At 27.2% G+C, this 25,362-nt stretch carries 25 protein-coding genes and 3 tRNA genes; 18 read left to right on the forward strand and 10 right to left on the reverse strand.

All coding sequences use genetic code 11. The features are described from left to right. Positions 1–78: 78 nt before the first annotated feature. From BFL38_RS13340 to BFL38_RS13360, 5 genes are all read right to left on the reverse strand, one after another. Positions 79–786 carry a hypothetical protein gene (locus BFL38_RS13340; RefSeq protein ID WP_069727508.1) on the reverse strand — a complete coding sequence of 236 codons (708 nt, stop codon included), beginning with the start codon at positions 784–786 and terminating at the stop codon, positions 79–81. A 227-nt stretch (positions 787–1,013) separates the two neighbouring features. Beyond that, positions 1,014–2,288: a 3-deoxy-D-manno-octulosonic acid transferase gene (locus BFL38_RS13345; RefSeq protein WP_256097275.1), complete on the reverse strand. Its 1,275-nt coding sequence runs from the start codon at positions 2,286–2,288 to the stop codon at positions 1,014–1,016. Positions 2,289–2,305: 17 nt separating this feature from the next. Beyond that, on the reverse strand, positions 2,306–2,590 hold the full coding sequence (locus BFL38_RS13350; RefSeq protein ID WP_069727509.1) for a hypothetical protein: 285 nt from the start codon (positions 2,588–2,590) through the stop codon (positions 2,306–2,308). Positions 2,591–2,677: 87 nt separating this feature from the next. Continuing rightward, positions 2,678–4,291 (reverse strand): ComEC/Rec2 family competence protein, encoded by a 1,614-nt coding sequence (locus BFL38_RS13355; protein ID WP_069727510.1) that lies wholly within the window; start codon positions 4,289–4,291, stop codon positions 2,678–2,680. After that, a complete protein-coding gene (locus BFL38_RS13360) occupies positions 4,269–4,838 on the reverse strand; it encodes a TetR/AcrR family transcriptional regulator (protein WP_069727511.1) in 570 nt (189 codons plus the stop codon). The genes BFL38_RS13355 and BFL38_RS13360 overlap by 23 nt, the downstream gene beginning before the upstream one ends. Before the next feature lie 405 nt (positions 4,839–5,243). Here BFL38_RS13360 and BFL38_RS13365 point away from each other — a divergent pair, with 405 nt between their 5' ends. The 5 genes from BFL38_RS13365 to groL all read left to right on the forward strand — a co-directional run bounded on the left by BFL38_RS13365 (position 5,244) and on the right by groL (position 8,481). After that, positions 5,244–6,182: a hypothetical protein gene (locus BFL38_RS13365; protein ID WP_069727512.1), complete on the forward strand. Its 939-nt coding sequence runs from the start codon at positions 5,244–5,246 to the stop codon at positions 6,180–6,182. A gap of 67 nt (positions 6,183–6,249) precedes the next feature. Next, positions 6,250–6,322: transfer RNA gene (locus tag BFL38_RS13370), tRNA-Met, on the forward strand. 30 nt (positions 6,323–6,352) lie between these two features. After that, positions 6,353–6,426: transfer RNA gene (locus BFL38_RS13375), tRNA-Met, on the forward strand. Positions 6,427–6,455: 29 nt separating this feature from the next. After that, a complete protein-coding gene (gene rpsU / locus BFL38_RS13380; protein ID WP_008724792.1) occupies positions 6,456–6,665 on the forward strand; it encodes a 30S ribosomal protein S21 in 210 nt (69 codons plus the stop codon). A 184-nt stretch (positions 6,666–6,849) separates the two neighbouring features. Then, a complete protein-coding gene (gene groL, locus BFL38_RS13385; RefSeq protein WP_069727513.1) occupies positions 6,850–8,481 on the forward strand; it encodes a chaperonin GroEL in 1,632 nt (543 codons plus the stop codon). A 604-nt stretch (positions 8,482–9,085) separates the two neighbouring features. On the opposite strand, the gene BFL38_RS13390 is transcribed toward groL, so the two are convergent. Continuing rightward, positions 9,086–10,849 carry a YihY/virulence factor BrkB family protein gene (locus BFL38_RS13390; RefSeq protein WP_142950345.1) on the reverse strand — a complete coding sequence of 588 codons (1,764 nt, stop codon included), beginning with the start codon at positions 10,847–10,849 and terminating at the stop codon, positions 9,086–9,088. A 51-nt stretch (positions 10,850–10,900) separates the two neighbouring features. Between BFL38_RS13390 and BFL38_RS13395 the strand changes: the two genes are divergently transcribed. Continuing rightward, positions 10,901–10,981, forward strand: a tRNA-Leu gene (locus tag BFL38_RS13395). Positions 10,982–10,992: 11 nt separating this feature from the next. On the opposite strand, the gene BFL38_RS13400 is transcribed toward BFL38_RS13395, so the two are convergent. After that, entirely contained in the window at positions 10,993–11,244 is a 252-nt protein-coding gene (locus BFL38_RS13400) for a hypothetical protein (RefSeq protein WP_069727514.1), read from the reverse strand. Positions 11,245–11,509: 265 nt separating this feature from the next. Continuing rightward, positions 11,510–11,632 (reverse strand): hypothetical protein, encoded by a 123-nt coding sequence (locus BFL38_RS15620; RefSeq protein ID WP_256097276.1) that lies wholly within the window; start codon positions 11,630–11,632, stop codon positions 11,510–11,512. Positions 11,633–11,794: 162 nt separating this feature from the next. Between BFL38_RS15620 and BFL38_RS13410 the strand changes: the two genes are divergently transcribed. The 6 genes from BFL38_RS13410 to BFL38_RS13435 all read left to right on the forward strand — a co-directional run bounded on the left by BFL38_RS13410 (position 11,795) and on the right by BFL38_RS13435 (position 18,468). After that, positions 11,795–12,595, forward strand: coding sequence for a thymidylate synthase (locus BFL38_RS13410; RefSeq protein ID WP_069727515.1), 801 nt, complete (start codon positions 11,795–11,797; stop codon positions 12,593–12,595). Then, on the forward strand, positions 12,592–13,092 hold the full coding sequence (locus BFL38_RS13415) for a dihydrofolate reductase (protein WP_069727516.1): 501 nt from the start codon (positions 12,592–12,594) through the stop codon (positions 13,090–13,092). The genes BFL38_RS13410 and BFL38_RS13415 overlap by 4 nt, the downstream gene beginning before the upstream one ends. A 144-nt stretch (positions 13,093–13,236) precedes the next feature. Further along, complete coding sequence (locus BFL38_RS13420) at positions 13,237–14,310, forward strand: tetratricopeptide repeat protein (protein ID WP_069727517.1); 1,074 nt, start codon at positions 13,237–13,239, stop codon at positions 14,308–14,310. A 151-nt stretch (positions 14,311–14,461) separates the two neighbouring features. Continuing rightward, positions 14,462–15,757 (forward strand): ABC transporter permease, encoded by a 1,296-nt coding sequence (locus BFL38_RS13425; protein ID WP_069727595.1) that lies wholly within the window; start codon positions 14,462–14,464, stop codon positions 15,755–15,757. Next, on the forward strand, positions 15,750–16,439 hold the full coding sequence (locus tag BFL38_RS13430; protein ID WP_069727518.1) for an ABC transporter ATP-binding protein: 690 nt from the start codon (positions 15,750–15,752) through the stop codon (positions 16,437–16,439). The genes BFL38_RS13425 and BFL38_RS13430 overlap by 8 nt, the downstream gene beginning before the upstream one ends. Before the next feature lie 70 nt (positions 16,440–16,509). After that, complete coding sequence (locus BFL38_RS13435) at positions 16,510–18,468, forward strand: ABC transporter ATP-binding protein (protein WP_069727519.1); 1,959 nt, start codon at positions 16,510–16,512, stop codon at positions 18,466–18,468. A gap of 100 nt (positions 18,469–18,568) precedes the next feature. Here BFL38_RS13435 and BFL38_RS13440 read toward each other — a convergent pair whose 3' ends face one another. Beyond that, the gene (locus tag BFL38_RS13440; RefSeq protein WP_069727520.1) at positions 18,569–18,979 is read right to left on the reverse strand and encodes an ExbD/TolR family protein; all 411 of its coding nucleotides are present in this window, start codon (positions 18,977–18,979) and stop codon (positions 18,569–18,571) included. Positions 18,980–18,995: 16 nt separating this feature from the next. Beyond that, entirely contained in the window at positions 18,996–19,769 is a 774-nt protein-coding gene (locus BFL38_RS13445) for a CAP domain-containing protein (protein WP_069727521.1), read from the reverse strand. Positions 19,770–19,965: 196 nt separating this feature from the next. Here BFL38_RS13445 and BFL38_RS13450 point away from each other — a divergent pair, with 196 nt between their 5' ends. The 6 genes from BFL38_RS13450 to BFL38_RS13475 all read left to right on the forward strand — a co-directional run bounded on the left by BFL38_RS13450 (position 19,966) and on the right by BFL38_RS13475 (position 25,360). Next, on the forward strand, positions 19,966–21,195 hold the full coding sequence (locus BFL38_RS13450; protein WP_069727522.1) for a peptidase M30: 1,230 nt from the start codon (positions 19,966–19,968) through the stop codon (positions 21,193–21,195). 20 nt (positions 21,196–21,215) lie between these two features. After that, positions 21,216–21,530 carry a hypothetical protein gene (locus BFL38_RS13455; RefSeq protein WP_069727523.1) on the forward strand — a complete coding sequence of 105 codons (315 nt, stop codon included), beginning with the start codon at positions 21,216–21,218 and terminating at the stop codon, positions 21,528–21,530. A 147-nt stretch (positions 21,531–21,677) separates the two neighbouring features. Continuing rightward, positions 21,678–22,868 (forward strand): acetate/propionate family kinase, encoded by a 1,191-nt coding sequence (locus tag BFL38_RS13460; RefSeq protein ID WP_069727524.1) that lies wholly within the window; start codon positions 21,678–21,680, stop codon positions 22,866–22,868. A 77-nt stretch (positions 22,869–22,945) separates the two neighbouring features. After that, positions 22,946–23,359: an HI0074 family nucleotidyltransferase substrate-binding subunit gene (locus tag BFL38_RS13465; RefSeq protein WP_256097277.1), complete on the forward strand. Its 414-nt coding sequence runs from the start codon at positions 22,946–22,948 to the stop codon at positions 23,357–23,359. Then, complete coding sequence (locus BFL38_RS13470; RefSeq protein WP_069727526.1) at positions 23,356–23,658, forward strand: nucleotidyltransferase domain-containing protein; 303 nt, start codon at positions 23,356–23,358, stop codon at positions 23,656–23,658. The genes BFL38_RS13465 and BFL38_RS13470 overlap by 4 nt, the downstream gene beginning before the upstream one ends. A gap of 76 nt (positions 23,659–23,734) precedes the next feature. Beyond that, positions 23,735–25,360 carry a peptide ABC transporter substrate-binding protein gene (locus BFL38_RS13475; RefSeq protein ID WP_069727527.1) on the forward strand — a complete coding sequence of 542 codons (1,626 nt, stop codon included), beginning with the start codon at positions 23,735–23,737 and terminating at the stop codon, positions 25,358–25,360. Positions 25,361–25,362 lie beyond the last annotated feature (2 nt).

Below are 25,362 nucleotides of genomic sequence, written 5' to 3' on the forward strand. Positions count from 1 at the left end.
TTAATAGTTTATATAAAAATAGGGATATATAAAAATATATCCCCATTGTAATAAAACTTTTTCTATTATGATGATTTCTTAATATAAATATCTTTCTTCTTCTTCTTCTTCTTCTTCTTCTCCGAATTTGTATATGTCTAAATGAATACCTATCTGAACACCTATATCAACAGATCCTAATTTTCCCGGATAACTATATCCTTCGCCTAATGAAGCTAAATTATTTTTTATCTGATAATATGGTATATCAAAATTAACATATAAAGATAAACTTAGAAGGAATAAATCTATACCTGTATAAAGTCTTACATAAGGTATAACAGTATTATTAAATCTTGATGAGAAATTACCTGCATTTAATGCTATGTTATTATTACCTTCCCAATATTTACCGGTGAAAGGAATTTTAACACCTCCTCCTATACCTAATACAAATAGCATAGGGTTCCATCTTAAATTAAGACCAACCATAACATTATCAAATTCATGCGTAAAGTTTTTTGAATCAGTTTGAAATTTAAATGTATCTCTATACCAACCAACATCTATACCTATAGATACATTATTAAGTTTATTTACATTAAAAGTAACTCTAGGGTTAAATATAACACCTACTTCAAATGCTGTTTGAGGACTTATTGATGCAGTTGGATTTAAATTGTCGGTTTGATAGAGGCTAGGAATACTTCCTCCTAATGGTATATAAAGTCCTACACCTAAAGTATGCGAGTAGGCTAATGCCGACATCGTCGTAAATAAGCTGATAAGTATAATAATTTTTTTCATATTTTTCTCCTTAAAACTATTATGATGTTATGATAGCAATATGAAATAATTTATAATATTTATTTTGTATTGAAGAATAAGCGAATGTTTAAAATTTGAAAAGCTAAACAGGTAATTTTTGAAATATAGATTTAAATACTGCATAAATTAATTCCATACAACTTTTATAAACCTATTTTTAGTATAGATTATTGTATATAAAAGTCAATATAAAAATATGATGTTTGTTATACTATACCTTGGTATTTGTTTATAATATCGATAGTTTTTTTGGAAGCTCCGTTATTTTGTATGAGCAAATTATATGCTTTTTCAGCCAAATAATTTCTGAGTTCTTCATTTTGATATGCTTCTTTTATTGTTTCTGCAAGTTTTTCTTTGTCATCGCATGTAAGTACAGCTTCTTTCATATACTCATATATTTCTATAAAATTATACATATATTTTCCGACTATAACAGCTTTTTTAAAATAAATAGCCTCTAATATATTATGTCCGCCCATAGTGCCCATAAAAGTGCCGCCCATTATAACTAAGTCAGAGAGTTTATACCAATTTAATAATTCACCTATTGTATTTATAATTATTCCGTCTTCAGATGTTTTATCATAGTCTGTATAAAGAGGCATATCATAACCTAATTTACTAGCTAGTTTTTGTATATCTTCGCCTCTGCTTATATCTCTTGGTACTATAACTATATATACTTTATCTTTAATTGCGAGTTTATTTATGGCTTTTAATATAAGTTCTTCTTCTCCTGCATGTGTACTGCCTGCTGCTATAACGAATTTATTTACGGGTATCATGCTTTCTAAATCATCTATTTTTTTTTCATCTACAAAATAAGTTATATCATATTTTAAATTTCCTGTAACAGTTATAAGAGATTCAGGCATTCCTATATATATCATATTTTTTTTATCAATATTGCTTTGAGCTAATATTTTAGTGTACATATTAAAATAAGGCTTGAAAAAGAATTTAAAATTTTTATAACCTTTTATTTCTTTTTTACCTATTCTTCCATTAATCATATATAGAGGTATAAGTTTTTTATGAAGCGAATATATTAGTGTAGGCCATATTTCTATTTCTGCTATCATTACATATTCGGGTGAAATTAAATTGATAAGTTTATTAATCATATGAGGATAATCTAAAGTAAGATAAAATAATTCCACTTTATCCCCATAATTCTTTTTAGCTATATCATATCCTCCTACCGTAGTAGTTGATAAATAGATGGCATAGCCTCTTTCTATCAAAGTAAATATTATTTCTTTAACAGCTACTATCTCACCAACACTTACAGCATGTATCCATACAGCGTTTTTATTATTCTCTTTTGGGTATATAAACCCTAATCTTGATAAAGCCCCTTTTCTGATAGGTTTATTAAATATCATCATAATTGAAAAAGCTATAAATATTACAGGATAAAAAATATATCCGAATATCGTATATACAGACATCAAAACTTTCTGCAAAAAATTCTGCATTGATGATTTCCTTTAAGTTAAAAAATAGCTGCTATAGTCATTACAATAATAAGTAAATATACAATAAAAGAAATACCTGCTTTTACTAAAGCATGTTGTTTTCTTGTACCCCATTCACATTTAAAAAATACTATTGTAAATAAAATAAATAATAATATCTCAATAGCATTTATTATAATAAAAATAGCCTCATATATTCCTATTTTTATATTATTATGCTCTATAATGTAAAAAGCTGCTATAGGAAAAAGCATAAATATAGAAGCGTTAACTATTCTATGTATTAAAATATATTTATTCATAGTTTGAATTATACTAAAATATATATAATTGTCAAAGTAAATTTTGTTTTAAATTTAAATTATTATTTAATTTTCATAAGTTTTCAATTATAAATCATTTAATTTATTCATTTTTATTCTTATTATAATTCCTATAAATACTATTATAAATGTTATCAATACTGCAGAATATAAGTTTAAGTTTAATTCATATTTTAGGAAATTTATACTGCTGAATTTATTTGATAAGTTTATTAGAAGTTCTGAAAAGAATTCTGATGTTTTAGAAGGAAAAATTGATAATGGGGTATATATTTGATATGTTATTATTGTTATCAGCGAAGATGAAAGTATTATAAAAGATATAGGTACGGCAAATATATTAGATATTATAGAAGTTATATTTAATATTGAGAAATGATATATGCTTAGTGGAAGTACGGTTATAAGTGCAAATATATTTATAGACAAAAATATTAATAGGTTTATAGAAATATTTTTTATTAATAGAGTAATTTTATTGTTTGTATTAATATTTCTTATATTTTTTATTATATAAAAATTTAATATGGGATAGTAAATAATTATTCCAAGTGTTGCTAGAAATGAAAATTGAAAACTTATATCTTTAATAGAATTAGGATTTAGGAGTAATATAATTAGAGCTGACAAAAATAATGCATTAATAGAATTTCTGTTTCTGTCAAAATAATATGATATAAGCAGACAAAATGCCATTATACTTGCTCTTATTATAGAAACAGAAAATAATGTTATAGGCGGATATATTATTATGGTTATAATTGTTGATATTAATATTCTTTTATAAAAGTTTATAGGAAAGAATGAAAGTATTAAAAATAAAATTGACAGTATCATTGAAATATGAAGACCAGATATAGAAAGTATATGAGATATTCCTGCATCTATAAAATATTGTCTTATATGATAAGGTATTATGTTTTTATCTCCTATCATTATTCCTTGTGCTATGGCGTAGGGTATAGCCTGCATATTTGAACCTAATGACTTTTTTATCATGTTTCTTATTTTTATAGAATAAGCATTTATATAATTAATAATAGAAAATCCGTTTTTCTGAATTACAAAATTATTATATCTATATATGCTTGCAGTACCATAAAGCATTCTATCAGCTAGAACTTCAATTATTATTTTTGAATTGTAAATATCATCGTTTGTTAATATGTTTTTATATAGATTTATTTTTGAAGATACTGTTATTTCATCATTAATAAATAATGTTTTTAATGAATCATTATAAAGTCTTATATTTCCTGCATAATCATACCAATTAGTTCCATCATAAACTTTATTCACATAAGCAATGTATCTATCTCTGTATCCGATAACTCCTTCATAGGATAATATTTTGGCATTGTATGCTTCTATTGGTTTATCAAAATTACTAAGCGGATTTTTTAATATGTTATAGTATCTAATAATTGTATAACTATATCCTATAAATAGGCATGAAAACATGAGTATTATTATAGAAATATTTAATTTGTTTTTTAATGCTAATATTATTGAAAAAATTATAAATATAAAAGCTATAATAATTGAAATATTAAGGAATTTATTAGTTTTGAATGCTATAGCTATACCAACAGCAAAAAATAATGTAATGTATGTTATATATGTGAGAGGATATAGAAAAAAAATTTTATTATAATTTTTAATCTCTTTTAACGATTCCATAAAAAATAATATTAATAATAGTATCTAAATCTTTTTCATAAAGCTCTAAATTTTTGTTTTTAGCCCATTCTAATTCAAAACCTTTTATTATTGCAAGAACAGCCTCAGTTGCAAGTCTTAAATCTATATTAAACAAACCCTTTTTTACTCCGCTTCTTAATATCATTTTTATAGTATTATATTCTTCTTTATGATATTGTGCTCTCATATGTTCTATAAGAGTAAAATCCTCAAATATTTCACTATGAAGTGCTTCGTAAAGATTTGCTAGTTTTATATAACCTTTTTGTCTTGTTAGAATATATGCTCTTAATTTTGTTTCTGCTGTATCTTCTTTTTTTATTGCTTCATATAATTCTTTTTTTAGATCATTAGCTTCATTTTCGGCTATTGCAAAAAATATTTCTTCTTTACTTTTAAAATAATGATAAATACTGCTTTTTGATTTATGCACCATTAGAGCTATATCACTCATAGATGCTTTTTTGAATCCGTATTTTTTGAATAATCTTTTTCCAGAATTTACTATCTGTTCACGAGGAGTCATTTTGCTAACCTTTAAGCCGTATTTAATTATATTATATACTCTATTTATTATTTGTCAAAGTTATTAAAATGGACTTGTTTCAAAAGTCAATGAAAATATTAAGTATAAAAATTATTAAATAAAAAACAGTATATGTAATGTTTTATATGTTGTATACATTGTAGTTTTAGTATATAGATATGTAGTATTATTCCTCCCAACACCAAATTAGGACTTACTCATCAGGTATAGATAGTTATAATTGGTATGTTCCTACTGCATCATAGTGTTATAAAAATAAGTTATGTGCGGGATATCAGAAGCATTCCTCACAATTAATAAATGCTTTTGAAACAAGTATAATGATCAATTTATGATATATAAATTTCTATTGAGAATTAATATTTTTTATGATAATATATTTCTATGCGTAATAAATTTAGTATAGAAGTATTTGATAACATAGGTGTTTTAAAAGAGCTCTCAAAAACATGGCATGCCTATTATGATTTTAGAATGTCTTGTATTTCATTAAAAAACTCGGAATATCTTTTAAGTATATTATCATTGATATTAAATCCTGCCAATCATTATGAGTATAAAGATATGGGTATGATATCATACAATATATTAGAAGAATATCATTCTAAGCATAAAGAATTTATGATATTGAAGGAGTTTTCAGAAAAAGAATATAATTCTTCTGTTCTTTCGAATATAGCAAGCAGATTTGAAGATAAAGTTATTATTATAGATAAAAGTTATGATGAAGATTTAAAATATATAGATAGTTTAGATTTAGATCCTCTTTTAAAACTATTAGTTTATCAAAAAGTGTCTTATGAATATGTAAGAGAGTATTCTAGTAGTTTTATAATATGCAGGATTGTATTTAATATATATTCATATAAATTGAAGTTATTAGATACGCCAATATTATATCCGTATCAATTTTTTGAAGCGACTATTAGTGATAATTCTTCTAATGAGGAATCTATAATAAGATACCTTAAATTTTTAAGGGGTATATGTTTATATGCAGTAGATACTATAAGTTTTGTTCAAAATGATTTGATGCGTTTAAAGTCTAGGCTTCTTCTTAATAAGAACTTTAAAAAACTTGCAGATTCTAATGTATTTTATATTATATTTATAACTCCTTATGTAAGAATAGTAGATTTAATGGATATGTTTAATTGGAAGAGGGATAAGGCAGCAAGGTTATTATCCAAATTAAGAGATGAAGATTTATTTGCTGAAGTTCGTATAAAAAAAGAAAAAATATTTGTTAATAAGTATATAATAGGCTTATTTGAATCAGGCGAGGCATTAAAACCCGATGAGTTTCTAATGAAGTTTATATAAAAGTGCTTGACATTTTTTTAAAAATATGTACAATGATATAATATTTTAATTATTTAATTATTTACATCGCGGGGTGGAGCAGTTGGTAGCTCGTTGGGCTCATAACCCAAAGGCCGTAGGTTCAAGTCCTGCCCCCGCTAATGGCCGAAAATATAGGCTTATTATTTTTTGGCGGCGTGGCTCAGGTGGTTAGAGCATGCGGCTCATATCCGCAGTGTCAGGGGTTCAAGTCCCTTCGCCGCTAATATTTTATAAAAAAGGCAGGTGAGTTAATTGGTAAGAGTATTCGCTAATGAAGGCGAACCAGTAGAAAGCGTTATTAAAAGATTCCGCAGAGCTTGTGAAAATGAAGGTATTTTACAAGACCTTAAAGAAAAACAATTCTATAAAAAACCTTCTCTTGAGAAAAAACTTCAAAGAGAAAAAGCTCTTAAAAGAATGAAAAGAAAAATCAAAAAAGAACGCAGATTGGGTTTGCTATAATTTATCTGTTTTTTAAAAAGCATTGGTATTTTTTATATCAATGCTTTTTTTATTCAATTAATATATATACACTTGAAAATATTTATCATTTAATGTATAATTCTCACAATTTTAAAATGAAATACTTTTAAAAGTTTAATAATGCTAATAATTTAATTTAATAATACTTATAAGGAGAAAATATATGGCAGCAAAACAGCTATTATTTGATGAAGAAGCTAGAAGAGCCCTTATGCGTGGGGTTGATGCTTTAGCTAATGCCGTAAAGGTAACTTTAGGACCACGCGGACGAAATGTTGTAATAGACAAAAAATTTGGTCCTCCTACTATAATAAATGATGGTGTAACTATCGCTAAAGAAATAGAATTAGAAGATCCATTCGAAAATATGGGTGCTCAAATCGTTAAAGAAGTTGCTACTAAAACTAATGATGTTGCTGGTGATGGTACAACTACTGCTACTGTTTTAGCTCAGGCTATGGTAAAAGAAGGTTTGAAAAATGTAACTAGCGGTGCTAACCCTATGCTTATTAAAAGAGGTATAGAAAAAGCTGTTAGCGAAATAGTTGCTTACATTAAATCTGAAGCTAAACAAATTAAAGGAAAAGAAGAGATTGCTCAGGTTGCTACTATTTCTGCTAATAATGATAAAGAAATTGGTACTTTAATCAGTGATGCTATGGAAAAAGTTGGTAAAGAAGGTGTTATCACTGTAGAAGAAGCTAAATCTTTAGAAACTAGCCTTTCTTTAGTAGAAGGTATGCAGTTTGACAGAGGTTATATTTCTCCATACTTCGTAACTAACGGAGATAGTATGACTGCTGAATTAGAAGATGCATTACTTCTTATCTATGATAAAAAAATCTCTAACATGAAAGAACTTCTTCCTATACTTGAAAAAATTGCTCAAACAGGAAAACCTTTCATTATTATCGCTGAAGATATTGAAAATGAAGCTTTGGCTACTTTAGTATTAAACAAAATGAGAGGGGTATTAAATGTATGTGCAGTTAAAGCTCCTGGTTTCGGTGACAGAAGAAAAGCTATGTTAGAAGATATAGCTATATTAACAGGCGGACAAGTTATCAGCGAAGATTTAGGTATGAAACTTGAAAATGCTGCTATTGAACAGCTTGGAAGAGCTAAAAAAATTACTGTAGATAAAGAAAATACTACTATAGTTGAAGGTGCTGGAAGCAAAGAAGATGTAAAAGCTAGAGTTGCTGCTATTAAAAAACAAATAGAAGAAACTGATAGTGATTATGACAGAGAAAAATTACAAGAGCGTTTAGCTAAACTTTCAGGCGGTGTTGCTGTTATCAATATAGGGGCAGCTACTGAAGTAGAAATGAAAGAGAAAAAAGCTAGAGTAGAAGATGCTTTATCTGCAACTCGTGCTGCTGTTGAAGAAGGAGTTATTCCTGGCGGCGGTATTACTTACTTACATGCTCAGAATAAATTAGAATCTTTAACTGTAGAAAATCCTGATGAAAAAGTAGGAGTTAATATTGTAAAAAGAGCTATAGAAGAGCCTATAAGAATGATAGCTACAAATGCTGGTTTAGACGGTTCTGTTGTTGCTATTGAAGCTAAAAAACAAAAAGGTAATATGGGGTTCAATGCTCTTACTAATGAATGGGTTGATATGCTTAAAGCTGGTATTATTGATCCTGCTAAAGTTTCTAGAAGTGCTTTACAAAATGCTGCTTCTATTGCTAGCCAAGTATTAACTGCTGAAGTTATTATTACTGATATACCTGAACCTGAAAAACCAATGCCTCCAATGCCTGGCGGCGGAATGGGCGGTATGTATTAATGAATAGCCTATAAATAATAATTAAGTTTATAATAAAAAAGCCTCAGTATTATTGCTGGGGCTTTATTTTTTATTAGACTTGTTTCAAAAATACTTTACAAGATTAACTGTAAAATTATTTAATTTTAAAATTATAATATTATGTTTTATAACTTCTTGTTTTAGTATAGAATATGCGGTTTTTGGCTTTCATAACTGTGGTATGTGCCTGTATCATCTGCAAAAACAAAATTACGACTTCATATTGGATTTATAGAGGTATGGCTAGTTCTAATAGTTATAAATAAAATTAGGTTTGAAAAAAGTCTATTTCATTTCAAGGTAAACTATTAAATCTTAAAGGGTATGGCGTTAGAATAATTTTTTTTGCTTTATCCTAATTCCCACCCTCTATACCTATTGTTTAATTCTGCAATTAAAATTTTATTTGTTTTTGTGTTTTATTTTAACTTATTAATACCCACCCTAGTTTTTATTATGTTTTTTACTTTTACAACGCACGGAGAATATATTTTAAAACATAGCAAAAATAACATTGTTAATATGTTTATATTTTTTGATTTAATTTACCGTGCGTACAAATAAACACTTAATAATAACTTTATTATTTATTTGTTTTATTTTTTATTTTACTATTTACTAAATAAAGCAAATTAGTATTATAATCTTTTCTTGGAATTTCTTTATTTTTGTATATTAAATTTTTATATTTATCATAGCTATTTGCATTTTTGTTTCTAAATCCTCCAGACATTCTTAGAGCGTACAAAATATCTCCTATAGTAATAGTTTCCGGCTGACAGCCTAAAGAATATGATATATTTGAACCATTTGATATTTTTATTATGTACATAGCTTTTTCCAATGGCTCAGATATTTCTGTAATAGTAGTTGGGGCTGTTCTAAGCTCTCTTCCTAATTCATACATCGTTATGGCTTTTTTCTTATTTATAAACCTAGAAGCTATTATATGCATGAATTCTAATGCTATAACTTCTTTTTCAGCAAATGACAGTTTTATACTATTTTTATCAACTCCGTAAGATCTGAAATATTGTATGGAATATGTGAGTTCAGCACCGAATAATATTATAATCCAAACTATATAAAGCAATAATAATAAAACAGGTATTTGTGCAAATGAACTAGCCGAAGATAATTCTGCAGGGGCTATACTAGTAAGCATATTATTTTCACTGCTTATTGTAACTACATCATCTATTTGAAAATTATATTTTAATAATTGTTCCGATATATTGGGTGAAAAAGTTTGAAATTCAAGCATATTTGTTTCTATAGGTTTCTTCTCATAAGTAGCAGCACTTATTCCTGTTCCTGTATTTTGTATAATAATGTAGCTTATTCTTTCTATCTTTATATTTGAAATATTATTAACATCTATCTTGTCATTTTTTGGCAGCATATTAATATCAGCATTAGTAATCTCATTAATATCTTCCGTATTTTCTATGTTTTCAGTTTGATATATATTAGTATTATTTGTCATTATGCTGTTTGTGCTGCCTGTATTTATTTCTTTTACAATGTATTCTATTTTATATTTATCACTGTCAAATATTTGTTTATAATTTTTTACATTAATATTTAGTTTAAAATAAACACTAAATAGTGTTATTATTGCTATTGCCACTAATACTGAAGATATTGTAGCATTAGACCAATTCACTTTAGTTTGCGGTACTAATACATATAAAAATAATACTAAGAGAGATGTTGATATTATAGGCGTAACCCAAGATAATAATATTTTCAATAATGCCGGCAGATAATGGAGATTTATAGATGTATAAGTTATTAAAGTAAATGATATACCTATAAGCACAGGAATAAGAAAAAGTAATGCTATATAATTAGCAACAACTCTAGGTACTGAAGTAGTAATTTTCACACGCCATATTTTTATAAATGATTTTTGTATGCTATGAAGTATTAGTGCTACACTGACTATCGTTGATATAATACCTATAAGTCCGAAGCTGGCTAAATTGGTGTTGTCAGCTATATTAAGTATTTGTCTTACCATAGGCTCATAAAATGGAGCATTTTTCTCCATCCAATCAAATATAAAAACAAATATATTTTGATATATATTAAATATTCTTAATATAAAAAGTCCTACTATTAGTGCAGGTATAAATGATAATGTTACAAGGTATGTTAAAGCTGCCGCTCTTATTGTGCAGTCATCTTTAAAAAAGTCTGTTACTGCGAAAACTAGTATCTTGTATGCATTTACAAAAAACTTTTGCATGGGGCTGAAAATATGCTGATCTGCAGAATATATATCTTCTGAGAAGAAATTCTTTAATTTCTTGAAAATTTTTTTAATTTTTTGAATTTTAGTCATATAACACTTCTTGCAAAAAAAATTATATAATGTATAATATATAAAAATTAAGCGAGGGTGGCGGAACTGGCAGACGCACTAGACTTAGGATCTAGCGCCCTAGGCATGAGGGTTCGATTCCCTCCCCTCGTAATCTTTTATATTTAATCATTATTTTTATCAACCTCTATAGAAAATTTGCATTTATTACAAACTTTTTTATATCCTGATGATGTCTTTATTATTCTCATGGAATTTTTACATTTACAAAATGGACAATCTTCATGATTTCTAAATATTATCATTGATATGAAATCTACTATTTTTCCTATACCTGATACAAAAAATAGTATTCCAAACATTAATATAAATATTATGATAATAGCTATGAAAAATATAATAACTAATAAGTCCACTTTTGTATATCCATTAATATTTTTTATATTATATCTTAAATATAACTTTTTTTAAAGAAGTCTGAGTATATTTTTATTGTATTTGTGTTAATATATTTGATAGGAAAATCTGACCAGCTATCCAATTCGTTATTCCATAATTTATAATAATAACTATCACCTTCTTTTTTCCATTCATAAGTGTAGACTTTATTTTCCTGACCATTACTGCTTGTATATTCTATTTTATTATTATTGAAGAATGTGTATTTTTCATTTCCATTGATTAATTTCCAGCTTCCACGAATCTATAATCAACAACACCTCTTTCTATGCTTATAATTTCATTTTTTTTACATGAATAGAATATAATTGATATAGATAATAATACAATAAATATTTTATACATTGACAGCCCCTTTATTTAGTATAATATATAGTATCGTAATAATTATTATAAAATGAAAATTCTATCTATGTATTACTAACTATATATAGAATATTGATAAAATATTTTAAAAATATATAATAATGACCTTGTAACAATATAGATATAATATCAGGATTATTTATGCATAACTATTTAGAATTATTAAAAAAAGTATTAGAAGAAGGCGAGGAAACTAAAGACAGAACAGGAGTAGGTACAAGAAGAATATTCGGACCTCAGTTAAGGTTTAAATTTGAAGGTGATAAGATACCAATCATAACTACAAAAAAAGTATTCATGAAAGGTGTTATCATAGAATTACTTTGGTTTTTGCAAGGATCTACAAATATAAAATTTTTACTTGAAAATAATGTTCATATATGGGACGAATGGGCTGATGATATGGGAGAGCTTGGTCCTGTATATGGAAAGCAATGGAGAGCTTGGGAAACTAAAGAAGGAAATAAAATAGATCAAATATCAAATATAGTAAATACATTAAGAAATAATCCCGCAAGCAGAAGAATTATTTTGAATGCTTGGAATGTAGGAGAGATTGATAAGATGCATCTTCCGCCATGTCATATGATGTGCCAATTTTCTGTTAATAAAAATGGCGGTATTATAGCTCATTTATACCAACGTTCTGCAGATTTATTTTTGGGTGTTCCTTTTAATATAAGTTCTTATGCTATACTTACAAGACTTTTAGCTATGCATAGCGGTCTTCATGCTTCAGAGCTTATTATGACTTTTGGAGATGCCCATATTTACAATAATCATATAGAGCAGGTAAAACTTCAGCTTTCAAGAGAGCCATTTAATCAAACAGCTGAATTATTTATAGAAAATCGCCCTAATATATTTAGTCATGTTTATGGAGATTTTAGATTAGAAGGGTATAAGTATTATCCTGCAATAAAAGCGGAGGTGGCTGTTTGATAGTTTCATTAATTGCCGCAGTAGACTCTAAAAATGGCATAGGATTAAATGGAATTATGCCTTGGGGGTATATAAAAGAGGATATGCAGTTCTTTAGAAGTACAACTACAGGATATGCAGTTGTTATGGGACGTGTAACTTTTGAGTCTTTAGGTTCAAAGCCTCTTCCAAATAGAAAAAACATCGTTGTGTCTTCTCATTCAAATAGTGAGTTATTAGAAAAGTATGATAATCTATTTTATGAAAAATCTTTTGAAGATTCAATTTCAAAATTACTTTTAGAAAAAAATAATCAAATATTTATTATAGGCGGAGAATCAATTTATAAAAAGGCATTGGATTATGCTGATACAATATATCTTACTCATATAGATAAAGATTATCATTGCGATAGATTCTTTCCTCAAATAGATACAAGTTTATTTCATTCTGCTAAATTAAAAACATTTGTTCATAATGATATAGATATAAGTATAATTAAATATACTAGAATTTAATTAAATATAATTTGAAAAATAGTTGAAAAATATAAAATCTATTATACAATTTTTACAGATGCATTACATTAAAAGCAGTTTATTTTCAGCATTTATATATCTTAATTAATGTATTAAGTTATAGCTTTAATATTTGGGGTTATTATGAATTGTATAGATAATTTATTGGAACTAGCCGGTAAAGCTTTCGATAGTGCTGATTATAAGAAATCTTTAGAATATTTTAATAAATTAATTTTTTATTATGGTGATAGTGTAGAGATCTATAATAATAGAGGATTAGCCAAGAGTAGTTTGGGAATGTATGAAGAGGCTATTGAGGATTTTGAAAATGTAATTAGAATAGATCCTAAATATATTAATGCTTATAATAATATAGGGTTGGTTAAGCATAATTTAGGCTTGTATGATGAAGCTATTAATTATTATAAGAAGGCATTATTATTGGATAACAACTGCATTCAGGCTTATAATAATATGGGATTGGCTAAGCATAATTTAGGCTTGTATGATGAAGCTATTAAATATTATATTAAAGCCATAGAAATTTCTCCGAATGCCCATACATATAATAATATAGGGTTGATAAAAAATGATTTAGGTATGTATGATGAAGCCATTGAATATTTTAATAAAGTTATACAATTAGATAATCGCTATACTAAAGCGTATTATAATATGGGCTTATCAAAGTACAATTTAAAAAATTATGATGAGGCTTTAGAATATTTTAATAAGGTTATAGAATTAGACTACAAAAATATATATGCTTATAATAATATTGGTATAATAAATCAGGATTTAAAATTGCATAGAGAAGCTTTAGAATATTTTAACAAGGCTCTGCTATTAGATAAAAATTATTGTAAGGCATATTATAATAGAGGTGTTTCAGAATTAAAATTAGAATTATATGAATGTGCCTTATATGATTTTAATATATGTGCGGAATTAGAGCCTAATTATTTTCCTGCTTACTGCAAAAGAGGAGAGGTAAAGTTAAAATTAAAAAACTATAGAGAAGCTTTAGAAGATTTTAACAAATATATAGAACATGGCGAAGCTGATAAAAAAATATATTTCTATATAGGATTTTGCGAATATAAATTAAAAGATTATAATAATGCCATAAAATACATTAATATGTCTTATAATAATATAAAAACATTTCTATTAAAAATTATATTAAAGTTTAAACTTCTATTTGTAAAAAAATAACTATAAATTATTTTTTGTCTTAATTATCATTATAAAAGTTTTATTGCATATTAATTAATAGGTTTAAATTTATTATATATAATATATAATATTTTAGATTATATTGATATGAATTTTTTACTTTGAAGGAGATAATTTGAGATTAGAGTTAATGCTTGGCGTCAGATATCTGAGAGCCAAAAAGAAATTTTCATTTGTTTCAATTATTACAATTATATGTGTACTTGGCATATTAGTAGGGGATATGGTAATGATTACTGTACTTTCCGTTATGAATGGTTTTCAAGATGATATAAGAGACAAAATACTCGGAATGAGAGCACATATAAATATAAGTGCTTACAGCGATCAGCCTCTTACTGATTATAAATATGTTGTTGATAACATAATGCATAATAAAGATATAACAAGTGCTTATCCTTATATAGTTTTGCCTTGTATAATGCGTTCTTATGGTTTTACTACGCTTATAACAGTTCGTTCATTTGAAGATACAATATTCACAACTGATAAAGATTTTATAAAATATTTTAATTTTGTTGAAGGCAATAATAAAGATATGCAGACTAATGATGCTTTAATAGGTTCTGAAATGGCAAAGGATTATGCTTTATCTATTGGAGATACTATTGATATAATTTCAGCTTCAGGAAGTTTTGAAAGAGGATTTAAACCTCAGAAAACTACTTTTACAATTAAAGGTATTTATAAAACAGGCTATTATGAATATGACAGCAGAATGGTAATAGTTCCTCTTACTACAGGTCAGAGGATGGTTGGTTATAATAATGCTGTTACAGGCGTTGCTGTAAAGGTAAGAAATTTTTTTGAAGCGGATAAAGTTGCCAAAAAGATTGATACAGATTTAAAAGAGTTTTATAATGTCATGCCTTGGATGCTTTTTGATAGGAATTTTTTTCAGGCTTTGCATACGGAAAAATTAATGCTTGCTTTGATACTTTCTTTCATAATATTAATAGCAGCTTTGAATATTGCTTCAAGTCAGATAATATTTGTTAAAGATAAAAGGAGGGATATTGCTATAATAAAGACATTAGGTTTGAGACCTTCAAATGTAGCTAAAGTATTTTTTTTGGAAGGAGCGATAATAGGTTTAATAGGTACTGTACTCGGTGTAATATGCGGTATATTACTTGCTAATTATGTTAATGAGGCTTTGGAAGGATTAAGGATTATAATGCAGTTTATAGTTAATATTATTTGGTTTATTCCTTCAAAAATAAGTGCTGGAATATCAATACCAATAGTTCCGGACTTTTTCCCATCAGATATTTATTATGTAAGCGGAGGACTTCCTTCTATAATACATGCTTTGCAGGTTATAATGGTTGCTAGTATTTCATTCTTACTTTCTGTTTTATTTGCAATAATACCTGCTTATATAGCAAGCAGATATAAACCTGCGGAGGTACTTAGATATGAGTGATAATAAAGAAGTTCTTATTAATATAGAAAATTTAAAAAAGACTTATGCAGGACCTCCTAAAGTAGAAGTATTAAAATCTATAAGTTTAAAAGTTTATAGAAATGAAATACTTGCAGTAACAGGAGAATCAGGCAGCGGAAAAACTACTCTTTTAAATTTAATAGGCGGAATAGATGATATTACAGATGGCAGTATATATATATTAGGCAATAATATTGGTAAAATGAATGAAGGACAATTAGCACATTTTAGAAATAGTTCTCTTGGTTATGTATTTCAGTTTCATAATTTACTTGGTGAGTTTAGTGCTTTAGAGAATGTTATGATCCCATCTCTAATGCTTAAATATAATAAAAAAGAAGCAAGACAAAAAGCTGAAAACCTTCTTGAAACCGTTGGTTTGAAAGATAGAATGGAGCATAGAATAGGAGAGCTTTCAGGAGGTGAGGCACAAAGAGTCGCTATTGCAAGGGCTTTAATAAATAAGCCAAGTGTTGTATTGGCTGATGAACCCACAGGAAATTTGGATAAGAAGAATGCTGAATTAGTAAGAGAATTATTATGGAATATGACAAAGCAAAGCAATGCCTCTTTAATAATTGTTACTCATTCTGTTTCTATTGCTAATATGGCTGATAGAAAACTTCGTTTGGAATACGGAGAGAATTTAATAGAATATTGAAATATCAAATATTTTAATATAGAATATTTAATTAATAAACAAATATAATATTTATCAGGAATAGAAAATTATGCTTATAAAAAAAGTAAAAGAATTTTTTAAAAAAGATGACAGACCATTTGATTATGGTGCTGTTACAGAAGAACATATGAAAAAGTATTATACAAAAATTGAAAAGCATCCTTATAGAAGAATGTTTTCTTATGCAATGCGTCATAAGAAATTATTTATACCATCTTTTATATTGAGTGTTGGATATACAATAATAAATATATTACCTCCATTTTTTGGACAGATGGCTATAGCTATAACAGGCGGTAAAAGAGTTGATATTTTAGATAAAATACCATTTGTTGCTGATTTAGCGGCAAGATTCAGTAATTTTAATACTAAAGATTTAACTCAGCAGTTTTTGTCTTCTGATTCTATAGCAAATCCGATTATAATTGCACAGTTTGCTTTTATTATTATTATAGGGTTTATATATGTTTTATTTAGAGTTGGATTTGATTATGTAAAAACTTTTCTTTTTGCTTTTACTGCCCAAGAAATAGGTAAAGATGTTCGTGCTGATATGATGAGAGGACTTCTTAATACTGATATTGCATATTTTAAGCAGGAAAAAGAAGGAGACTTAATGAGTAGGGTTATCAATGAGTCTGGGACAATAGAAAGTTTCTTATCTAGTACATTGCCAAATATGATTACAGTTCCTTTAACTTTAATACTTACATTAGCTATGCTTCTTATATTAAATGTAAAACTTACTATAGCATGTTTTGTGGCAGCTCCTTTAATAGGATTAGGTATAGATAAGGTTTCAAAATTAATAAGAAGCAGAATATCGGCACAGCAGAATTTTCTTGGAAGCACTACTTCAGTTATACAGGAAGACATAAGGGGTATAGAAGTTATCAAAATATTTTCTAAAGAGGATCAGGAGGTTAATAGATATAAAAGTTTATATAGTGAATTAATAAATATAATGAGAAGAATAAGTTTGCTTACTTCTCTTAACAGACCGATGACAGAACTTGTAATGATAGTTGCTATGCTTATAATACTTGCTTACGGCGGATTTTTAATATTTAAAGGAGAAATGCCTTTTGAATTTTTATGGGGATTTTTACTTTATATGCTTAATATATCTACTCCTGTTAGAGATTTATCTGGTATATTTATGAATTTGCAATTGACTAAAATGATAGCTATTAGAGTATTTCAGATTATAGATTTGCCTGCTGAAAATGTTGATGATAAGACTAAAAAAGAAATGAAGCCAATAGAACATTCAATTACTTTTGAAAATGTTCATTTTGAGTATCCAAGAAGAAGCGATGCTAATCCTTTTCATTTGGGACCTGTAAGTTTTAATGTAAAAAAAGGAGATGTTGTTGCTTTTGTAGGTAATTCTGGAGGCGGAAAAACTACTTTGATAAGTTTGATACCAAAATTATTTACTCCAAGTGAAGGAGTAATAAGATTTGATGGAATTGATATAAATGAATTAAATACTAGAAGTGTTAGAAATCAAATAGGGGTTGTATCTCAGGAAAATATTCTTTTTTATGGAACTGTGAGAGAAAATATTTTATATGCCAATCCTAATGCTACAGATGAAGATTTAGTAAGAGCAGCAAAAATAGCACATGCTGATGAGTTTATTTTGAAATTACCTAATGGATATGATACGCATATAGGTCCAAGAGGTGTAATGCTTTCAGGAGGACAGCGTCAAAGAATAGCATTGGCAAGAGCGGTAGTTAAAAGACCTTCTATATTGATACTTGATGAAGCTACTAGTGCTTTGGATACTGAAAGTGAAATGTATGTTCAAAAAGCTTTAAATGAAATTATTAATCTTCAAACTACATTTGTTATAGCACATAGACTTTCTACTATCAAAAATGCTACATATATATGTGTAGTTGAGGATGGTAAAATAACTGAATCAGGTACTCATGAAGAATTGATGAAAAGAGGCGGAAAATATCAATACCTATATTCATTACAATTTAGAGATGAATAAATTAGATATGAATAAAATAAAAAAAATAAAAATGCTGTTTTAATAATTAAGTTTATTGAAACAGCATTTTTATTAAAAGATAAAAACTAATAAAAATTATTTAGTTTTGATTTTGTTCTTCAGTAGCTATGCTAAGCCTTGTAAACCCCGCATTTTTTACACTGTCTATAACAGATATTAAAGTTTGAGTTTTTACATCTTGATCTGAGCGTATCTCTACAGGTTTTTCCAATTCTCCTTCTGTATCTGCTAATTTTTTTAGATCCGCATCAATATCTTCAGATAAATATCCGTTTATGTATTTTTTCCCATCTTTTGATATGCTTATCACTACAGTATCATTTTTTTCTGAACCTACTGCAGATGTGGATTTAGGCAGACTTATTTCTATTTGCGGTGTAACTATAATTGTTGAACCCACCATGAAAAATATAAGTAAATTAAATACTATATCTATCATAGGGGTTAAATCTATTCCGCTTTTTATATTAAATCTTCTTCTAAATTTCATTATTTATCACTAACTATTATTCAACCTTTATAGTTCTAACATTGCTTAAGAAATGCTGACCTTTGTAAAGAATAGAAATTTTATAATCTCCTTGTCCGTATTCAGCTTTGAAAGTTCTTCCTAATATAGAATTTCCCATATCTTTAACATCGTATATTACTTTTCCTATATATGTCTTTCCGTCATCTCCTGTGATTCTAGCTTCAGGATCTGCCATCTCTACAGCTAATTTAAAATCAGTAAATGCAGCACCATTTAATATTCTATATTTTGCAGTTATTTCATCTCCGTATTTAGCGGTAGGTGAGAAATCTACAGATTCAGCAACTATATTAGCAAATGTTACTGTAGTATAAACACCAACGCCTCTTTTTACAGCACCAACTCCTATTGCATTATAATCTTTACTTAATATATTCTTTTTACTGTCAGGAGTTTTCATAAGATCTTTAACAATGCTTTCCGCTGCTTTTTTATCAGTAAATGGTATAACATCTAGTTTATGCATATTTTCACTTATATTTCCAACCATTTCAGGATATAATTTGACTTGTCTTGCTTTTGAATCTAAACCGTCTAAATCTGTATTACTAAAGAATTTATTTTTTGCCATATTATCAGCATGATATAATGCCAAAGAATGAAGTCTTTGATTATTAGGAAGAGGCGGAAGAGCTTCTTTGCTTCTCTCTAAATTTATTAATCTTAATACTTCGTCTTCTATTGTATTTGCACTAAGTATTAAAGCTGATAAAAATATAAATATTATTATTAAACTTAACCTTTTCATTTTTAATCTCCAAAAAGTTTTAAAATTATATAATTTTAAATCTAATTTTATAATGATTTCGTAAAAAATAAAAGAAAATAAATAAAAAAATAATATTATTTTTTATGTGAATATGATATGTTTTAATTATTGACTTTTTTTATTTAATATAATAAATTACTTTTTATAAAATATAAATTGGAGAATAGATACTTTTATGAAGAAAATATTTTTTATGCTGTTTTTATTTTCTTTATTATCTTCTTGTCAAAAAGCATCAGATTTTTTAGGGGTGAATTATGACAATTATGACAATTATGACAATTCATTGATATATCCTGACGGAAGTATGGGAAATGCATCTTTTTATGCTGATTATAAGGAGAGAGGAAATAAACGTTATAATTTTAATAAAATAGCAGAATATGATAAATTAATTATATATTTACAAGATGGCTCAGGATATAATAAGGAAAGTGTGGATTATATAGCTAATGTATTTAATAATAATTATGCTGAAGAAGTTAGAATATATGGAGAACATACAGATGTTGATAAGAATGGTAAAATTATAATTTTGCTATTAGAATTGAATGCTAGTTATTCAGGTACTGTTATTACTGGTTATTTTTATGGAAATGATTTATTATTGAATCAAAATAATAATGCTGAGATATTATATATGGATATAAAAATAGTTAATGAAAATCCTGAGTATATGGCTGGAACTATACAGCATGAATTTCAGCATTTAATTAATTTTAATGTTAATTATATAGAAAATGGAAAAGAAATATCTACTTGGCTTAATGAAGCTCTTTCAGAATCTACTTCTATATTATTCAGCCCAATTACAGTTAGTTCAAGAATAAATGAATTTAATAGAATGAATGGTTATTATTGTTTCTATACTTGGAATCTTCCTCTTAATATATTTGCTAATTATCCATCAGTTTCAGTATTTATGAATTGGCTTTATCAAAGAAATAATAATAACCCTTCTGTATTTCAAAATATAGCAAAATATTCATCAGCTGAAGATTATAATAGAGTTTTAAATAATGTAAGTTTTATAGGGGCATCTAGTTGGGATGATTTATTATTTAAATGGGTTGAAGGAATATATAATGGAGAAGTTACAGGAGCAGAAATAAAAGAACAAAAAGAAAATGATAATATTAATTTATATCCAGGGGCAGTAGTAGTTTATAATGGAAGTTTGACTCAGTCTGGTAATTTATTAACTAGAAAGCTATCAAGCTCTTTAGAATTGGCTTTAAATAATGATACTTATATTGGAAATAGCCCAACTCCTATAAATATTACAACTCCTAAAGCATCATCAGTACAGGCATCAAAAATGTATGAAACAGTAAATGATATTCCTTATATACCTAAAGAAAGACATATATTATTTGGTAAAGATGGAAAAATTAAAGAATATTAATTTATGAATAAGGAGGACTAATGAAAAGAATTTATAAAAACATCATAAAATATTCTTATATTTTTATGCTGGTTTTTTTCTTTATGCTTTTTGCTAAGAAAGAGGAGATTACGGGTACTATTAGAATGGTAGGTACAGCAATATTTCCTGAGATAGTTATAACTACAGAAGAGCGAGATTATTATTTTGATAAAAAATTTTTTGATGAATATGCTAAGTATGTAGGACAAAATATTACTGTAAAAGCTAAAGTAAAGAAAGATACTATATGGCTTGCAGATAGAAGTAAATCATTTGACAGATATACTATTATGTGGGTAGAAAAGCAAGAATAAATAAATAATAAATACAGTTTTTAGGCTTTAAATATGTTTAAATATTTAAAGCCTTTATTTATTGATAATAAAATAAAAATTCATTGATAAATATACGGAGTATGGTATAATTATAAAATAAAATAATCAAAACTATGGAGTCATTTTATGAATGTATTGGTAATCAATTCAGGAAGTTCAAGTATTAAATATCAATTATTCGCTATGCCTGAAGCAAAAGTTTTAGCTAAAGGACTTTTGGAAAAAATCGGCGAAGAGATAAGTGCATTAAAACACACAGCTGTAGAAAAAGGAAAAGAAAAAAAAATAGAACAAAAAGTTGCTGACCATAAAGCTGGTATGTCTTTAATTTTTTCTCTTTTAACAGACAAAGAATTTGGTGTTATATCTAATATGAATGAAATATCTGCTGTAGGTCATAGGGTTGTTCATGGCGGTGAAGAATTCAACAAAAGTACATTAATCACTGATGAAGCTGTAAAAGCTATGGAGGCTTGCTGCGATATAGCTCCTTTACATAACCCAGCTGGTTTGCAGGGTATAGCTGCTTGTAAAGAAATATTAAAAGATGTAAAAATGGTAGGTGTATTTGATACTAGTTTCCATCAAACAATACCTGATTATGCTTATATGTACGCTGTTCCTTATGAATGGTATGATAAATATAAAATACGCCGTTATGGTTTCCATGGTACTTCTCATAAATATGTTTACGGAGAGTTCTGTAAGGCAGAAAATAAACCTAATGCTAATGTTATAGTTTGCCATTTAGGAAATGGTGCTAGCGTAACTGCTATAAAAAATGGAGAATCTATTGATACTAGTATGGGTTTGACTCCTTTGGAAGGTTTGGTAATGGGTACTAGGTCTGGTGATATGGATCCTGCTGTTCCTACTTTTGTTATGGCTAAAGAAAATTTATCTCCAAAAGAAATGGATAATATTTTAAATAAAAAAAGCGGACTTTTAGGAGTTTCATGTCTTAGCAATGATATGAGAAATTTAGATGAGGCTTCTAAAACTAATAAAAAAGCTGAACTTGCTATAAAAATGTTCTGCTACAGAGTAAAAAAATATATAGGGGCTTATATGGCTGCCCTTGGTCATCTTGATGGTATTGTATTTACAGGCGGTATAGGTGAGAATAGTGCATCTATTAGAGGAAGAATACTTGAAGGTTTAGATGAGCTTGGTATTAAATGCGATGCTGATAAAAATTCTAAAGCCAGAGGATGTGCTAGTTTTGAAAAAGACGGTGCTCCTATTAAACTTTATGTTATAGCTACTGATGAAGAAAAAGCTATAGCTATGGATACTTACAATATAGCATTGAAATAATTTTATATATAAAAATAAATATTAAAATCGATAGGGTATCTTTTCTTTTGAAAGATACCCTATTTTTAAAGTTTTTTATGATATTAAATTTAGATAGTCTGAAAAAATCTATAGCCGCATTAGAAAAATCAATCAATGTATATGATAGAATCAAAACAGATGATGAAGATTTAATACTTACAATAAGAGCTGGTTTAACACATAACTTTGAAATAGCTTTTGAACAAAGTTGGAAATTTATACAAAGATGGCTCAATGAGAATATAAATCCTGATATAACTAGCGGCATAACTAAAAAAGAATTATTCAGATTGGCAGCTAAGCATTTACTTATAGATGATGTTGAAAAATGGATAAGATTTAAAGATGCAAGAAATTCTACTTCTCATATTTATTCAAATGAAGTTTCTGAAGAAGTAATTAAAGAAGCAATAGAATTTTTATCTTATGCCAAATCCCTTTTGAAACATTTAGAGGAAAACAATGAATGATTAGCTTAACTGAAAATGAAATTCAAATTATCAAAGATATTCTAAAAAAACATATAAAATATGGAAAAGCATATTTATTTGGTTCAAGAGTAAAAGGAACAAATAAAAAATTCTCAGATATTGATATAGTTATAGATATTAATATCAAATTATCATTAAATGAGATATCAAGAATAAAAGATGATTTTGAAGAAAGTGATTTAATTTATTCTGCTGATATTATTGATTATAATGCTATAGATGATAGTTTTAAGATTATTATAGATAATGAAAAAGTATTAATATATGAAACTATCTAAAATTAAAATATTTTAATTAGTTAATTATATTTTTTTTCGATACTATAATTATTAGTTTATATTAGGAATATTATTTATGAAAAAGAATATATTAGTTAAATTATTTTGTTTATTGTATGTTATTTTTATTTTATCATGCCATAAAGAGCCAAAAAATATTTTAAATGAAATAACCGTTTCTGTAGGTCCTGAGCCTCAGACAATAGATCCTACAATCAATTCAGCAGTAGATGCTATGATATATACAACACATTTATTTGAAAATTTAACTATAAGAGATGAAAATAATAATATTATACCAGGAGCTGCCGAAAGCTGGACATCATCTAATAACAATACAATATATATTTTTAATATTAGAAGCAATGCCAAATGGTCTGATGGAGTTGATTTAAAGGCTAATGATTTTGTATATGCTTGGAAGAGAATAGTTGCCCCTAAAAACGGAGCTTCATATTCAATACTTTTGGATGTTATAAAAAATGCAGGCGATATAATGATGGGTAAAAAAGATAAAGAAACATTGGGCGTTAAAGCATTAGATGATAAAACTTTATATGTAGAATTAGAATATCCTGTCCCTTATTTTCTGGAGATGGCAGCACATACTGCATATACACCTTTGCGTGAAGATATCGTTAGTCAAAATGAGGACGGCTGGACTTTAGATGTTAATACTATGGTTGGAAACGGAGCTTTTCAAATAGTTCGCTGGGATCATAATGCAAGATTAGTAGTTCGTAAAAATACAGACTATTGGAATTATAAAGAGATTAAGCCTGATATTATTAATTTTGAGTTTATAGATAATGATAATACTGCAATGTCTGCGATAATAAATGAGGAAATATATTTTTATCATAATACGCCTATAAATGATAGAGAGATGCTTTTAAAAGAAGGTATTGCAAGAGCAGTACCTAATATATCACTTTATTTTTACGAAGTTGATAATAGAAAAGAGCCTTTTAATGATGTTAGAGTGAGGAAGGCTATTTCTTTAGCTATAGATAGGGAATATATAGTGAATAATATTATGAAAGGAGGAGAAAAACCTGCTGCTGCTATTGTTCCTTATAATATAAAAGATGTTGATAGTACAAATGATTTTAGATATAAAAAAGAAGGATATTTTTCTACAAAAAGTGAAGATTATCAAAAGAATGTAGAGGAGGCTAGGGCATTACTTGCAGATGCGGGTTATCCTAATGGAGAAAATTTCCCTGTATTTGAATTCATAACAAATCCCGGTTTTCATATTACTATTGCAGAAAGCATACAAGCTATGTTAAAAGAAGCATTAAATATAAATATGGTTATAAGACAGGAGGAATGGGCTGTACTTTTGCAAACTAGAAGAGATGGAAACTTTGATATGGCAAGACAGGGCTGGATTGGAGGATATAATAGCCCTGCTGCATTTCTATCTTTGGTAAAAACAGGATATGTATTGAATGAGGGAAGATATAGTAATACGCTATTTGATAAAGCTTTATTAGATGCCTCTTTTGCCGAAAATGATTCAGATAGAAGTATGTATTTTCATGAGGCTGAAAGCATTGCTATGAATGACATGGCTATTATTCCAATATATTATTATTCCGGAACTGTAATGCAAAATAGAAAATTAACTAATGTTATTTATGATATATTCGGTATATATAATTTTAGCAAAGCAGAAATTGTAGAAGAAAGTAATTGATG

This window comes from Brachyspira hampsonii, assembly GCF_001746205.1.
GTDB classification, from domain to species: Bacteria; Spirochaetota; Brachyspiria; order Brachyspirales; family Brachyspiraceae; genus Brachyspira; species Brachyspira hampsonii_B.